At 48.1% G+C, this 14,707-nt stretch carries 13 protein-coding genes; 5 read left to right on the forward strand and 8 right to left on the reverse strand.

The genetic code is table 11. From position 1 onward, the window contains the following. Positions 1–24 precede the first annotated feature (24 nt). Entirely contained in the window at positions 25–2,040 is a 2,016-nt protein-coding gene (locus MHI37_RS00685; RefSeq protein ID WP_076337848.1) for a M1 family metallopeptidase, read from the reverse strand. Between the two features lie 105 nt (positions 2,041–2,145). On the opposite strand from MHI37_RS00685, the gene MHI37_RS00690 reads away from it, so the two are divergent. The 5 genes from MHI37_RS00690 to MHI37_RS00710 all read left to right on the forward strand — a co-directional run bounded on the left by MHI37_RS00690 (position 2,146) and on the right by MHI37_RS00710 (position 5,862). Next, on the forward strand, positions 2,146–2,670 hold the full coding sequence (locus tag MHI37_RS00690; RefSeq protein WP_076337849.1) for a YwhD family protein: 525 nt from the start codon (positions 2,146–2,148) through the stop codon (positions 2,668–2,670). Positions 2,671–2,885: 215 nt separating this feature from the next. After that, positions 2,886–3,425 carry a sigma-70 family RNA polymerase sigma factor gene (locus tag MHI37_RS00695; protein WP_076337850.1) on the forward strand — a complete coding sequence of 180 codons (540 nt, stop codon included), beginning with the start codon at positions 2,886–2,888 and terminating at the stop codon, positions 3,423–3,425. Next, positions 3,422–3,964 carry a hypothetical protein gene (locus tag MHI37_RS00700; RefSeq protein ID WP_076337851.1) on the forward strand — a complete coding sequence of 181 codons (543 nt, stop codon included), beginning with the start codon at positions 3,422–3,424 and terminating at the stop codon, positions 3,962–3,964. Before MHI37_RS00695 ends, MHI37_RS00700 begins: the two co-directional genes overlap by 4 nt. 33 nt (positions 3,965–3,997) lie before the next feature. Next, on the forward strand, positions 3,998–5,173 hold the full coding sequence (locus MHI37_RS00705) for a hypothetical protein (protein ID WP_076337852.1): 1,176 nt from the start codon (positions 3,998–4,000) through the stop codon (positions 5,171–5,173). Next, positions 5,170–5,862 (forward strand): hypothetical protein, encoded by a 693-nt coding sequence (locus tag MHI37_RS00710; protein ID WP_076337853.1) that lies wholly within the window; start codon positions 5,170–5,172, stop codon positions 5,860–5,862. Before MHI37_RS00705 ends, MHI37_RS00710 begins: the two co-directional genes overlap by 4 nt. Positions 5,863–6,609: 747 nt before the next feature. On the opposite strand, the gene MHI37_RS00715 is transcribed toward MHI37_RS00710, so the two are convergent. The 7 genes from MHI37_RS00715 to MHI37_RS00745 all read right to left on the reverse strand — a co-directional run bounded on the left by MHI37_RS00715 (position 6,610) and on the right by MHI37_RS00745 (position 14,682). Beyond that, positions 6,610–7,638, reverse strand: a complete 1,029-nt coding sequence (locus MHI37_RS00715; protein WP_083676361.1) for a GNAT family N-acetyltransferase — start codon at positions 7,636–7,638, stop codon at positions 6,610–6,612. A gap of 175 nt (positions 7,639–7,813) precedes the next feature. Beyond that, complete coding sequence (cyoD, locus tag MHI37_RS00720; protein WP_076337854.1) at positions 7,814–8,140, reverse strand: cytochrome o ubiquinol oxidase subunit IV; 327 nt, start codon at positions 8,138–8,140, stop codon at positions 7,814–7,816. Then, a complete protein-coding gene (cyoC, locus tag MHI37_RS00725) occupies positions 8,141–8,770 on the reverse strand; it encodes a cytochrome o ubiquinol oxidase subunit III (protein WP_076337855.1) in 630 nt (209 codons plus the stop codon). It abuts the gene before it with no gap. After that, complete coding sequence (locus tag MHI37_RS00730) at positions 8,770–10,740, reverse strand: cbb3-type cytochrome c oxidase subunit I (protein ID WP_076337856.1); 1,971 nt, start codon at positions 10,738–10,740, stop codon at positions 8,770–8,772. The genes cyoC and MHI37_RS00730 overlap by 1 nt, the downstream gene beginning before the upstream one ends. 62 nt (positions 10,741–10,802) lie before the next feature. Next, the gene (gene cyoA / locus MHI37_RS00735; RefSeq protein WP_076337893.1) at positions 10,803–11,798 is read right to left on the reverse strand and encodes a ubiquinol oxidase subunit II; all 996 of its coding nucleotides are present in this window, start codon (positions 11,796–11,798) and stop codon (positions 10,803–10,805) included. A gap of 316 nt (positions 11,799–12,114) precedes the next feature. After that, positions 12,115–12,396, reverse strand: a complete 282-nt coding sequence (locus MHI37_RS00740) for a hypothetical protein (protein ID WP_076337857.1) — start codon at positions 12,394–12,396, stop codon at positions 12,115–12,117. 180 nt (positions 12,397–12,576) lie between these two features. Beyond that, on the reverse strand, positions 12,577–14,682 hold the full coding sequence (locus MHI37_RS00745; RefSeq protein WP_076337858.1) for a PBP1A family penicillin-binding protein: 2,106 nt from the start codon (positions 14,680–14,682) through the stop codon (positions 12,577–12,579). Between the last annotated feature and the right edge of the window lie 25 nt (positions 14,683–14,707).

A 14,707-nucleotide genomic window follows, 5' to 3' on the forward strand; every position in this document is an offset into this window, starting at 1 on the left:
TTATCGCTCCTTGAACGCAATTACTTACCAGCTAAGCGATCCGAGCAGCCCTTCAACCAGCTTGACTACGCCAAGGCTCCATCTAGTACGCTTTTCTTCAGGCAGCTTAGCCTGCATATAGTTGTTAATGAGCTTATTGTCGAGTACGTTGCTGTAATTCGGATCGACGACAGCCCATTGAAGCGGGGCAGTATGCAGCTCCTTATATTGAATATGGGACTCTTCGCCGCTCCAAAGCTTCGTCATTTTTGTACCATCGGTAAATTGCAGCACGATTTTGATTTCGCCATTGCTGCCGCCGTTCTTCTTGACGAGAACAACCGATTCGTAAAGCTGATCCCCTTCCTGCGTAACGGGACGAACATGTATAGATTCGATGGAGAAGTCGGCCATTTGGTCGTCGTATACATATTGGCTGAAATAATCATGCCATTTGGTCTTGGTTACCTGCTCGACAACACGCTGGAAATCTGCGCTGGAGGGATGCTTGAACTTATATTTTTGGAAATAGGTACGTAATATCTTCTGCATTGTTCGTGATCCGACCTGATTCTCAATACCGATAAGCACCAGCTTGGCTCGCATATAAACGTTCTCGGCATATTGTGTATGGCTGCCATATGCCCAAGATGGCTGCTTGAGCGGAGCGGGATCGGTCATATAGCTGGCTTCTATGCGTAGATTAGACTCGAGACCGTAAGTAGTCTCCATTACTTTATCCTCAGCATAGGACGTAAAGCCTTCATCGAGCCATGCCTCCTCGAATTCATTGCTGGCAACCATGCCATACCAGTATTGATGGCCGATTTCATGGACGACGGTACGCTCCAGATTGTAGCCGGGATTTTCTTTCTCGGCAGCGAATGCAGTAATCAGTGTGGGATATTCCATGCCGCCGGCTCCGTTCGCTCCTTTCGGGGGTACGACGATAGACAGCGTGCTGTAAGGATACTCGCCATACCATTTGGCATAGCTCGACAACGCTGATTTAGCTGCATGCATGTAACGATCCTTAAGGGCGGCATGCGCAGGGTCTAGATACAGCTTAATACGAACGCCGGGTATGCCCGTATCGGAGTAAGCGGTCTCCTCATAAACAAAGTCAGGTGAAGCAGACCAAGCGAAGTCGTGCACATCATCGGCATAAAATTGATAAATCTTCATTTGATCTTTCATTTCAATGGCCTTCGTCTGGAATCCGGTAGCTGCGACTGTGTAGGCTTCGGGTACTTTTATTCGCACGCTGTATATGCCAAAGTCGCTGTAAAACTCGGAGTTTCCATGATACTGATGGACATTCCAGCCTTCAGCTGTCCGGCCTCGCGTGCCTGCAGTTTCGTATACAGCGATTTTGGGAAACCATTGTCCCGCCATGACAAAATTGCCTGAATACCCCATGCGAGCGAACACTTCCGGCAGCTTTACCTCGTAAGCCATATGAAGGGTAACCGATTTGCCTGGAGCAACAGGCTCTGGCAAGCGGATTTTGGCTAAGCTGAAATCGTCGGTATTCCCATCATCAGGCTGCACGAATTGGAGGCGCGGCAGGAGGCTCTCTCCTTCTAGTGTTTCTAACGTCAGCAGCTTCATATAGCCTTGGCTGTTCGTAGTTGCTTTGTCTTGGCGGAGCTTGCCGCCGGACTCTTTCATAAACGTTGTTTTGTCTGACTGAAAGGCGTTGGGATACAGGTGGAAATAAAGCTCGGCCACAGCTTTTTTGCCAGGGTTCGTCCAGGTTACGGTCTGATCGCCATTTAATATTTTTGCATCGTCAAGTAAATGAACACTGATATGATACTCAACGACACGTTTGCTAAGCTCTTGAGGTGTAGGCGTCAGAACCGTATTTGGCTCCTGCACGCTGGGCGGCTTGGCCGAGTTTTGGGCAGGCGCAGGGGTTTGCTTGGCACTCGCGGCAGGGGCGAAGGCATAAGTATATTGGGATTGCCAAGCAGTCCCGAAGCCGTACTGCACAGATAAGCCGAGCATGACGACTGCGAGTAATACGAGTAAAATTTTTTTGGAATTGCGTGGAGTCATTGAACGTTTCCCTCCCGTTGACAAGCATCTACAGCATGTATATGTTTGCTTTTCAAAGATTATTAGCTAAAATGGAATTAATGTATGGGGAAGGTGTGAATTTGTATGACGGAAGAACAAGGACAACCAGCTCAGCCTGAGAAAAAAGAAAAGAAATCACTGACGCTCAACGTTGTGAGCAGCAAAAAACATAAAGGCTTTGGATCAGGTTCGATCGATTTGAGCGCTGTAGCCTGTGTCATTATTGATGAGGGAGTTGCTTATATCGACGTTGGCGCGATGCATGCCAAGAGCAAGGTGGAGCGCGGAATTAAGTTCACGCCAAATAAAGAGGACACGCCAAACGGCCGCCAGTGCTGGATCGTCTGGGTAGCGGTCGACCGTAATGAGGAAGGCTCTTATTATGCTGGGGTAACAGCGTGTGAAATGCTGATTGATTCGGAGGCAAAACGTGGATGGAAGATACTTCCTGATCATGTTAATAAGCTGGATCAATCGCTTAAACGCCGCTATGTGCTAGATGAGCTGGGTGATGTTGAACGTACGGCACTTAACAAGCTGCTTGTTGAGCACAACCCGGAGTGGTGGGATCGTTCGCCGGAAGAGCTAAAGCATGCTTTAACGGTTTAGCGATAGGTAAGTGCATGATGATTTGAGCGTCATCACTAATAAAAGATGAGAACCTCATCGTTCGTATTAATATTACGAATGATGAGGTTTTCCGCTTTTTTTTTGAGCTGTCAGCCTCTATGAAAACTTTTTTTATTTTTAGTGCAGGGTAAGAGGGATGGGATGGCGTCTATTGTGTTGGGAAGGAGGGGAGCGACATTCAAGACGAGGATTGGATCAGAGCGGTACAGAAGGGCGGGCCCGAGCATTATGGTCCTTTCGTAAAGGCGTATGGTCCGTATATATATAGAACAGTCTTCGCAGTGCTTCATTCGCCGCATGATGCGGAGGATATTACGCAGGAAGTGCTGCTGCAAATTTATCGCTCCCTTCCGGAATGCCGTCTGGATGGGTTGAAGACGTGGATTACCCGTATTGCTGTTAATCGGGCAATTGATTTCAGGCGAAGTAAAGCTAGAAGGCCTGAGGAGCTGCTCGACAGCGAAGTGATAGCGGAGAGGCTGCAAGAGGACACTGGAGGAATTTCATCAGCAGAGCTGTTGGCTATCGAGCAGTCGGATAGGCAGCGGGTGCGCGAGAGGGTAGATGAAATGCCGGATAACTATCGCGAGGTCATCACCGCGTATTATATGGAAGATAAATCGTACGAACAGATCGCAGCCGAAACCGGACTGGAGCGCAAAAGCGTGGAGTCCAGATTGTACCGTGCTAGAAACTGGATGAAGCGCCATTGGCGGAAGGAGGATTTCGAGTGAAAAATATGCACATAACGCCAGACCAAATGCAGGAATATGTGAATAATCGACTTCCGGAAGCTGAACGAGCAGTAGTCGAGCAGGAGCTGAGCGTTTGTGAAACGTGTTTGGAGCTGTTTATTGGCTTCATGAATGATTCCGAGGCCGTGCTGCAGCCGCTGCAGCCTGATTTTGACCTGATGGAGCAGCGTGTGGTAGCAGAGCTGGTAAGCGAGCAGGGGCTTCATCGAAGACAATCTAATCAAGTAGAGTCAGATAAGCGGATTCAGAAGTCTCCTTCTCGCGTTCGCACGTGGCTCCAGCATCCGGTAACCCACTATACGGTAGCAGCTTCTATTACATTGCTGCTGCTTGCTAGCGGAACCTTCAGCTCCTTCTCTGAGAAGCTTGTGCAGCGTGAGCTGAACGAGAATAAACAGCAAACGATGCGGCCGGACCCGTCTGAGGCAAGCAACAGGCAATCGGAATCGTGGTCAGATAGAATCGTTGACCAGACTGGATCATGGCTGGATGGGCTGAGAGCATCTCGTTTTAAATAATCAATTGATATAGAAAGGAATGAAAAATAATCGATGAACAAAAGTCCAATAGCGGCGTTTTTGCTTTCTTTTATTCCTGGCGTAGGGCATGCCTATTTAGGAAGGCCTATCCGTGCTATTTTGTATGGAGGAGCCTTTTTTGGCCCAATAGCCATGCTTTTACTGCTAGCAATGGCGGGCGGTTATATTGAGGATGGGTTTATTTTCTTCTTTTTGTTTGTGGCCGGAATAGCAGCGCTTATCAACATGATTGATATGATCGTTGGTCTTATTAATGGCAAGGCTTTATCGCCATATCCAAGCCATAGACATCCGAATCATCAACATGCCGGTCAACCTGATCCGAGCTTTGTACCCATAGGCCTGGAGCATCAGCGTGAGAAATCACGGACGATTCTATTTTCGTTTGTACCTGGTCTCGGACATATGAATCTGGGGTTAATGCAGCGCGGTGTCACCTTTCTCATTTCGTTCATTGGCTGGTTCGCGATTATTGTCTTTTTGAGCATGATTGTTCACAGAGGAGAGCTGCTCGTCTTTTTACTTGCATTGCCTGTTATATGGGTATACAGCATGTTTGATGCAATCAGTCAGCTGCATGCGAAGCAGCGCGGAGAGCTGCTAGTGGATCGGGCTATTTTTGAGGATATGGAATCTTATATGTCTTCGGGGCGCAAGAGCAAGGTGCTTGCTATTGCCTTATCGATATTCCCAGGTGCAGGCCATCTGTATCTAGGCTTGCAAAAGCGGGGGCTGCAGCTAATGGGCGGCTTTCTCCTGACCGTCTATATTATGGACAATTTGCGCCTGTCGTTGTTTTTCTTCCTGCTGCCTCTCTTCTGGTGCTTTGCTTTCTTCGATGCCCTGCAGCAGACCTCTCGTTACGAGCGCCAGACGCTTACTGACGAGCCGGTGCTGACGCAGCTTGTGCCTTATCAGCGCTGGTTTGGTCTTGGACTGCTTGGCTTTGGCGCATACTATTTGCTGGATCGTGTAGCTGTAGAGGTAACCTCTCATTTTTCGAATCAGCTTTACTCGCAATACATGCAAATTAAATATATGATTCCAACGGCTGTTGTTGCATTCGTCATGATTATTGTCGGCCTGCGCCTAGCCTTCGGAAGCAAAGCGCCTATTCATTCAAGCAAGGGCAAACCGCCAGAGCGGCCGCCGACCTTGCTTGCAAAGCGTGAGGAGGAATCGCATTGAACAATGTAAACATCGCAGTCGAACCAGAACATCTGCCCCAGAACGCAAGAATCTGGCGGGTTGGCTCTTTATCTATGGGTGTCACTTTAATTCTTATGGGTACGGGACTTGCGGTATCCTTCTGGCAAGAGATTGAGGCTTATGAGATGCTGATGTGGGTAGCTCCGGTCGTATTTATCATGCTGGGCGTGGAGCTTCTTCTTTATTTAAAGCTTTCGAGCAGCGAGCGAGCTATCGTCCGTTATGACTGGATAAGTGTCTTCTTTGTAGGGGTCATTGGTGCGGTGAGTCTTGGGCTTGCATTGCTGATGTCGACGGGCCTATTTGATGAACTGCAACGAGGATTGCAAATGACGCAGCGCACCGCGTTTATCGAAACGAAGATGGAGCAGGTGCCAGCTAGTATTGAGCGTATCGTAGTTCATACGTATTCCGACATCCAGCTTACTGAAACCGATTCGCGAGAGCTTCAGCTGTTTGGCCAAGTTCGATATTCGTCATCTAAGCCTATGGAGCGGCAGGATGGCCATATCCTGAAAACGGAAACAGTAGGGTCTACCCTGTACGTTATGATCGGGTCTTTGGATAACAGAGATGGCGGCATTGTCTCGGATCATTTAGATATGCATATGACGCTGGCGGTGCCTAAAGGCGTAAAGGTCAGCTATGCTGAATTTTCTCGAGGCTGATGCAGCAAGGTGAAACAAGAAGAGACTTCCCCAAACCAACCGGAGCGAAAGCTTGGTTAGTTGGAGGAAGTCTTTTCTTTATTTAATATATAAGTTGAACTAAAAAAATGAAGTTTAGACGAAGCGAGAAGATCATTGTGGAGAAACGAACTGTTCGCTTTTGCAGCCCTTATCCTTGCCTTTAACCGTCTAAGGAAATCAAAGAAACTGGTTGTACTCGCGATACTTAAGGATGATCTACTCGCACAGCGCCCAAAACGTAAATCCCCAGTTCAAATTATCTAGTTGGGTTACTTCAGCTATCCTTCTCCAACTCTTAGATTGGGCTTGCTAGCTCGATGGGTTCAGCGCTATAGGAAGAGGCTACGTTGCAGTTTGTACAACGTAATCGACGTTACTCGCCTAACTTGGCACGTACACTGTAGTTTGTGCAATAGATTGCCTAGTATAGGGCGATATTCGTTGGTTTGGAGCTAATTCTACTGCGAAAGTACAATGTAGCCGTCTGAAGCAGCACTCATGTGAGGTTTTCATTGTATAAAGTGCAGCGTAGGCGCTTCACCTTCATCTAGCGAAGCCAGAAGATTGTACTGGAGAAACGAAGTGTACGCCCTCGGAGCCCTTATTCTCGCCTGGAAATCTATAGTTCAACTTATATAGATAGGAATTTATAAGTTTTCTATTATAAATAGGCTTATCTATCACTGCGAAACGAGCTGGCGCCGCCATAGGACGGCGATAGCCGTTTCACCTTGGCACAGACATGTTCAACCGTTGTATTACTTGATCTAGTGGTGCGAGTACTCGATAGGAGCCGCGAAGCGGAAAGTACCCAAGCTTCCTGTTAATGCTAAGAATGGGTTCATTGGCCGAATCGTTGTCCGTTCGAAGGTAAGCAGCGTTTTCACGTCTGGCAAGCTGAATCGCTTTTAACTTCAGTGCCAGTGCAACCTTCTTGCCGCGGTACGCTCGGCTTACGCCAGTATATTCATGATACATGCCGTTGGTCTTCGCATTTAGTAGAACATTTGTAACCCCAACAAAGTTATCGCCGTCAGCAGCAATAATGACTCGTTCAGGGGCATAACCATCGACCTGCAAATACCATTTTCGCCATTCGCTCTGCTCAGGCACCTCTCCTAGAAATCCCGGAATATCTATGAGCGTTTCCTTGTAAAGCTCATAGAGCTTGAGCTCGCTTTCCTCGCCAGGCTCATCCGCAAGCGTTAGAAAGCGAAGATTGTCTATCTCGGGAAAATCGGGCAAAGCCGCTGCTAGCTGTCCCTCTTGATTGTCTATGCTCAGGACGGATTGAAAGGCATGGCGGTCGATGACAAAAGCTCGCTGAATTGCAAATTGCCGAGCATCCTCGTTGTCGTCCCATATTTCTGTCATAAGACCAGAAGCGCCGATGTTTAAAGCCCATTCCGAAATATGCTGCAGCAGTCGCTGTCCGATTCCTTGTTTGCGGTACGCTTCCGCAACAATGAGCGTATTGCATAAATAGCCCGGCTCTGTCCAAGGGGCTCGCCATGACCAAGCGTACCCCACAATTTCCCCTTCTTCATTAACTGCTGCTAGACGTTCTCGATCGTAGCCAGCGAGTAGTCCGTTTTCATCCAGCCAAGTATGGCCAACCTCATATAGCTTCTGATCATCCTCTAAGAGCCGCTTTGCCGAGGTTGGCTCGGACCAAACCTGGTTTAGTAATTGGGCAAGCTGCTCATAGTCATCGGGCAGCTGCAGGGGGCGAAGAAGAATGGATATTGTGATCACCTCTAATTAGATTTGCCAATCGTTATAGTAGGATTATGACATGGATCTATATCCAATAAAAGGTAAAGTTTGATTATAAACAATCAGAATGAAGAAGGTCATAGGCACACAAAAAAAAGCTGAATCCAAGTCGCAATGACTTTGATCCAGCTTTGTTTTTGCTAATTGCCGAGTATTAGCCTACCGTATTGTAAGTCATAATCCAGATGGAGCCAGCAACGATCGTCAGCAATATGACAAGTCCGAAGATAAGCGCCATGAGGTTGTAGCGCGGCTTCTCCTCGTCTCGAATATGCATAAAGAAGACAAGCTGAACAATGAACTGCAGGATAGCCATTACGAGAATGAGAACTGTCGTAGCGGTTTTGTTCAGCAGATCATTCATGACTACAACTAGTGGAATAATCGTCAGAATGATGGAGAAGAGAAAGCCAATAACATAGGCCTTCATCGATCCGCCATGGGAATCGTGCTGAGCTTCATGCGTGTTAGGGTTACTCATCTACATCACCCCCATCAAGTAAACAATCGTGAATACAAAAATCCATACAACGTCCAAGAAATGCCAGTACAAGCTAATGATGCCGACCTTGCGCTTCGTAACTGGCGTAATGCCGCGGCGACTCAACTGAAGCATCAGTGCGACCATCCAGACGAGCCCGACCGATACGTGAAGGCCGTGAGTCCCGACTAGAACAAAGAAAGCAGACCAGTAAGCACTTGTTCCGATGTTGGCACCCTCATGCACGAGATGCACGAACTCGGTTACTTCTAGATAAATAAATGATGCGCCAAGCAAAGCCGTAATGGCAAGCCATAGAATAAGCCCTTGCTTATTGCCCTTGTTCATCTGAAGAACAGCCAGACCGCTTGTAAAGCTGCTGGTCAGGAGAATGAAGGTGGAGATGATAATCCCGTTTAGCTCAATCAACTCGCCGCCCGTTGGCCCTCCGTCCGTACTGAAACGAAGGACAACGAATGTAGCAAATAATGTGCCGAATAAAATTACGTCAGTTATAAGAAACAGCCAGAAGCCGAACGTTTTCATTGATTCTTGATCGTGATGCTCGTCATGGTGACCGCCGCCATGACCGCCATGCGCTCCTGCTGGCTTGGATACTGCATGTGCCATTAGTTATTCCCCCTTAATGCTGCTTCCGTACGCTCAATCTCTTCTACAGATATATAGTAATCCGTATCATAGGTGAACGAACGCACAAGCATACATACGGCTACGCCGACTAGACCCGGTATCGCCATCCATAGCCAATCCCATACGAAGCCGAAGCCGGCTATGAACCAGCACACCGCCATAATGAATGGAATAGCGGAGTTTTTAGGCATATGAATCGGTTCAAGCGGTGCCAATGGCTTGGCAGGCTTGCCGCTGGCAATACGCTGCTTCTCTTCCCACCACTCGTCTTGACTCGTAACCTGCGGCAAGCGAGCAAAGTTGTAGATCGGAGGAGGAGATGGAATCGACCATTCCAGTGTACGGCCATCCCAAGCGTCGCCGTCCTTTTCTTTCTTGAAAAACTTAATGCTGTGCGCGATTTGCCATACTTGGAATATAAACGCGATGCCCATTAGGAATGCGCCAACTGTCGATACCACGTTAAGCGGCTGCCATCCCATATCGAAGTTGTATTCGTTAAAGCGGCGTGTCATACCCATTAGGCCAAGCGCGTATTGCGGCATGAAGCATACATAGAAGCCGATGTTCCAGAACCAGAATGCCCATTTGCCAAGGCCCTCATGCAGACGGAAACCGAACAATTTTGGCCACCAGTAGTAAAGGCCTGCAAAATAACCAAACACGACGCCACCGATCAGCACCTGATGGAAATGCGCGATCAGGAAGTAGCTGTTATGGAACTGGAAGTCAGCAGGCGCAACAGACAAGAGCACCCCAGTCATCCCGCCGACAATGAAGCACGGTATAAACGCAACTGTCCACATCATCGGAGTTGTAAACCTAATTCGGCCGCGGTACATCGTAAACAGCCAGTTGAATATTTTAACCCCGGTCGGTATAGCAATGATCATCGTCGTTAAGGCGAAGAATGCATTGACATTGGCGCCGGAGCCCATGGTGAAGAAGTGATGCGCCCAAGTAAAGAATGAGAAGAAGCTGATGGCCATAAGGGCGAATACCATTGATTTGTAGCCGAAAAGCTTTTTCTTCGAGAAAACAGAAACGATTTCAGAGAATATCCCGAATGCAGGTAAAATAACGATGTACACCTCAGGATGTCCCCACATCCAGATGAGGTTGATATACATCATCGGATTGCCGCCGCCATCGAGCGTAAAGAAATGCGCGCCGAGATAACGGTCAATGAATAGAAGGAACAAAGTAACGGTCAATATTGGAAAAGCGAAAATAATCGTTACGCAAGACGAGAGTACAGACCATACGAACATCGGCATTTGCATAAGCTTCATGCCTGGCGCACGCATTTTCAAGATTGTAACGATAAAGTTGATCCCGGTAGCCAAGGAGCCGATACCAGAGATTTGAATACCCCAAATATAGAAGTCTTGACCTAGACCCGGACTGCCCGAAAGCTCGGAGAGCGGCGGGTAAGCAAGCCAGCCTGCATCGGGTGATCCACCGATAATAAAGGAAACGTTAAACAGCATCGCTCCCATGAAGAACAACCAGAAGCTAAGGGAGTTCAGGAACGGAAAGGCAACGTCACGAGCTCCGATTAATAGCGGGACGACGATATTGAATAAACCGAACATCAGCGGCATTGCCATGAACAAGATCATGATAACGCCGTGGGTGGTGAATATCTGGTTATAGTGGTCCGGGGCTAAAAACTCGACCTCCGGAGCAGCCAGTTGAACACGCATTAGCAGTGCATCGACACCACCGCGGAACAGCATAAGAAGGGATGCAATGATATACATAATACCGATTTTTTTGTGATCGACGCTAGTTAGCCATTCCGTCCAGAGCCAGCGCCATTTTTTGAAAAAGGTGAGCACGAATAATATCGCGACGACCGAGAGCCCAATAGACACTTGGGCCCCTAAAATAAGCGGATCGCCTGTAACGAAAAATTCGCTCGCGAATTCTTTAATTTTGTCTAACATGAGGAATCCTCCTAAAAGTTTGTGGAACAAACTCGCTTCAAAAGCCTTCGCTTGTTTACGGGTTAATGACCCGCATGGTTTTGAGTAGTAGTTTCCATGCCGCTGGACATATGATCATGCGATTCGGTAGTGGATTCCGTTGTTGTTTCGTCATCCTTGGTTTCTGCAGGCTTAGCTGCCCCGCTGCCATGATGCTGATGAGCACTGCCACCGCCGTTTACATATTGCATGACGACTTTATCAAACAAGCCTTCAGGGGAGCTGGAGAATAGCTGCACGTCAGACACGCCTGGTTCAGTCAGCGCTTCAAAGCCATCCATCGTAAGAGCAGGAGAAGAAGCTTTCACGTCGTCTATCCAGGCTTGATATTCTTCCTCTGAGGTAGCGTCTACTTTAAAGGTCATTTGCGCAAAGTGTTCCCCTGTAAAGTTTGCTCCGGAGCCATAATAGCTGCCTTGTTCATCTGCTTGCAGATATAGGGTCATAGCCATACCTGACATCGTATAGATTTGACCGCCAAGCTGCGGAACCCAGAAGGAGTTCATTGCCGTGTCAGACGTTAGTCTAAACTTAATGGGCACATCCTCAGGGATTTTAATGTAATTGACCGTTGAAATACCCGAATCTGGATAGGTGAACAGCCATTTCCAGTCTAGCGATGTTACTTCAATCGTTATGGCCTCTTTAGCCGATTCAATCGGTTTAGAGGGCTCAAGGGCATACGTGTATCTAACGGTGACGACTGCCAAAATGAGAATAACGACAATCGGAATGCCCCACCAAGTAACCTCAAGCTTCGTGCTGTGCTCCCAGTTGGGTGTATAGGAAGCTTTTCTGTTTGGCTTATCACGGTACCGCCAGATAATGAAAGCTGCCAGGATAAGTACAGGAATAATAATTACCGAACATAAAATAGTTGAAAAATAAATCAAATCTTTCTGAGACTCGCCGATGGGCCCTTTCGGATCGAGCACAAGAAATTGCTCGCCACAGCCGGAAAGCACAACGGCCATTAGCATAATAAGAACGGGTGTCAGCGTACGAAGAAACGGTCTCATCATCTGTTCAACTCCTCAAAATTACTGCTTACGATTACAATAGCAGATCCGGCAGCTAATAACTGCGGGGTTAACAATTACGTCAAGAATTCGTCTTGATTCTGTAATAGAAAGTTCACTGCTTAGACAACAGTTTTATTTTGGATGTAGGCTCCAAATTTTGTTCTTCTATATATACCCCCAAAATAGCAGCTCGTATCATTGGAAAATAAAAAAGTAGGCTTGTCCTGCTTTAAGCATAAAAAAAGACAGCCCTATTGGTCGATAACCAATGGGGCTGTCAATTTGTACAGCTCAGCCTAGCAACTGCATGAAATTAATGCTCGCTGTGATCGTTCGGCAGCTGCTCTTGATTCCGGCGTGCGTGGACGAGTCCGATCGCTGTGCCAATGACATAAATATGAACGCTGCCGATTAAGAACCCGATGCCAACCATAAGGCCGACATTTTGATCGCTAAAATGGCTTAGGTTGATTAGGCTGAGTAAAACGCCGATGGCTAGAATGACCCATGCGATGACGGTCATTGCATTGACAAGACGCTTAACATCTGATTTTGAAGGCTGAGTTTGGCTTATTGTTGCTGTTTTAGTTGTCATATTGAACACTCCCGACCAATTGTAAGTGTTTTCTTATGTTTACTATACCACAACTCCACACTTTTGTTCAAAGAATATTCACTATTTGATCATAAAACGGACAAAATTGTGCAAGAGTCGCCATTATAGATGAATAGGATCGGCAGCATCACCTCATCATCCAAGCTCGTACCTGCACCGTTAGTCTGTCCACCAACGCTTCAAGTCACTCCACCAGGTACGGCGTCCAGCGTTTTTGGCATCTTCGTCTTTGCTGTTAGCATCCTCGCCCGCAGCAGCCGGATCGCCGCAAACCTCAGTGGGCTCAGTGCCGCTTAGGAAGGACTCCAGCCGTTTGTTGGGACAATTGCCCTCGGCAAGCTTGCCGCTCGTAGGATCAATGTAAACATTGACGACCCCTTCGGGAACCTTGAAAATCTTCGGAGGAACAGCGGCTAATGCCTGTTCCGTAAACTTGGCGAAGATCGGTGCGGCACGGTAGGCCTCTGCAACAGTCAGCTTTCGATCCTTGTCATAGCCGACCCATACAGCTGTCGCAAGCTCAGGCGTATATCCGACCAGCCATGCATCAGTTGGTGTTGTGCCTGTCTTGCCGGCAACCGGGCGCTTGATAATAGAAGCTACTCGCGAGGCTGTTCCTCCATCATCAAATACACTCTCCATTAAGCTGGTCATGACATAAGCTTCCGCGGGAGTGATCGCCTGCTCGGTCTTTTGCTTCGCTTCATATAATACTTGGCCTTTACGATCCTCGATACGAATGATCGCAATCGGCTCGACATGGATGCCGCCGCTAGCAAATATGCCAAAGGCAGACGCCATTTCGAACGGGCTGACCGGGAAGGTGCCAAGTGCGAGCGAGGGTACTGGCTGCATAGGACTGTCAATGCCGAGCGCTCTAGCGGCATCGATAACTTTCTCGGCGCCGATGGTCATGATCGTATTGACCGCGTAGATGTTGTCAGAGCTCGCCAGTGCTTGACGCATATCGATCAGATCGTTCGTATACTTATCGCCATAATTACTTGGCTCATACGTTTTGCGTCCTTCATCGTAGGTGAATATCGTTGGCTCGCTTATATAACGCGATACCGGAGTCATGAAGCCGCTTTGCAAAGCAGCTAGATACAGGATCGGCTTGAAGGAGGAGCCGGGCTGACGTGTTTTGGCGAAAACACGATTGTATTGGTTCTTCTTATAGTCTCTGCCGCCAACCATCGCTTTGATATAGCCGCTGCGCGGATCGATAGCAATAAGCGCCGCTTGCTGCTCAGAGCTTTCGGGAATGCCCTTGGCAATGACCTCCTCAGCCGTCGCTTGAGCAGTGGGGTCCAGCGTCGTATAAATCGTAATGCCGCCTTCGTTGAGCAAATGCTCATTAATTCCAAGCTTGTCGACAGCTATGTAACGGATATAATCACGAAAATAAGGCGCAAAGCCTTCCTGCGTTCCTGATCCGAGCGCCTCTAAATTCAAAATCTCTGCATAGGCGGCATCTGCCTGATCAGCTGTAATGGAGCCGCCCTCGAGCATTGCCTGCAGTATCGTCAGCTGGCGGTCCTTGGCGTTTTTCATATTCATATAGGGTGAATAATATTTAGGACCCTTCGGAATGCCGGCAAGCATCGCGCTCTCGGCAAGCGTCAGCTCCGAGGCATGCTTATTGAAGTACATCATCGCTGCGGCCTCAATGCCATAGGAGCCATGTCCGTAATAGATTTGATTCAAATACATGCCGAGAATCTCATCCTTGGAGTAGCTCATCTCGAGCTGCACGGTGTACATGGCCTCCTTCATCTTGCGCTGCCATGTTCGCTCATGCGTCAAATAGAGATTGCGTGCCAGCTGCTGCGTGAGCGTGCTTGCGCCTTGCCTTGCCGAGAAGCTCTGAACATTTACCATAACCGCGCGGGCCATACCTTTCATATCAAAGCCGCGATGATCGTAGAAGCGGCGATCCTCAATCGCTAAGGTAGCATCAATGACATAATGAGAAATGTCCGATAGCTGTACAGAGCGGCGGTTTTCTCCCGCATGGAACGTATCAATGACATTTCCGTGCAAGTCGACCATTTGAGAGGTTTGACTGATCGCCGCGACAGGGAGTGACTGGGTGCGCAAATAGATTAGTGTGCCTACGATAACGAGCAGGAACAGGATGAGAGCAGCTGCTGTCCAGCGAAGCCAACTTTTTATTTTCAAAATTTGAGGAAGGAACCTCTCGGTTATAATCGGAAAGACTGGCAGGCGACGATTCTTGACCGGTCTTGTGGATGGCTTTTTCATGGAGCGGGCTCCCTTCGTTGCAAAA

The organism is Paenibacillus sp. FSL H8-0548 (assembly GCF_038630985.1).
Taxonomy (GTDB): domain Bacteria; phylum Bacillota; class Bacilli; order Paenibacillales; family Paenibacillaceae; genus Pristimantibacillus.

Coding starts and splice junctions, on each gene's coding strand:
- cyoA (WP_076337893.1), bottom strand. CDS start 11,798: ATGAGACCGTTTCTTCGTACGCTGACACCCGTTCTTATTATGCTAATG.
- MHI37_RS00745 (WP_076337858.1), bottom strand. CDS start 14,682: ATGAAAAAGCCATCCACAAGACCGGTCAAGAATCGTCGCCTGCCAGTC.
- cyoD (WP_076337854.1), bottom strand. CDS start 8,140: ATGAGTAACCCTAACACGCATGAAGCTCAGCACGATTCCCATGGCGGA.
- cyoC (WP_076337855.1), bottom strand. CDS start 8,770: ATGGCACATGCAGTATCCAAGCCAGCAGGAGCGCATGGCGGTCATGGC.
- MHI37_RS00685 (WP_076337848.1), bottom strand. CDS start 2,040: ATGACTCCACGCAATTCCAAAAAAATTTTACTCGTATTACTCGCAGTC.
- MHI37_RS00730 (WP_076337856.1), bottom strand. CDS start 10,740: ATGTTAGACAAAATTAAAGAATTCGCGAGCGAATTTTTCGTTACAGGC.
- MHI37_RS00705 (WP_076337852.1), top strand. CDS start 3,998: ATGAACAAAAGTCCAATAGCGGCGTTTTTGCTTTCTTTTATTCCTGGC.
- MHI37_RS00740 (WP_076337857.1), bottom strand. CDS start 12,396: ATGACAACTAAAACAGCAACAATAAGCCAAACTCAGCCTTCAAAATCA.
- MHI37_RS00690 (WP_076337849.1), top strand. CDS start 2,146: ATGACGGAAGAACAAGGACAACCAGCTCAGCCTGAGAAAAAAGAAAAG.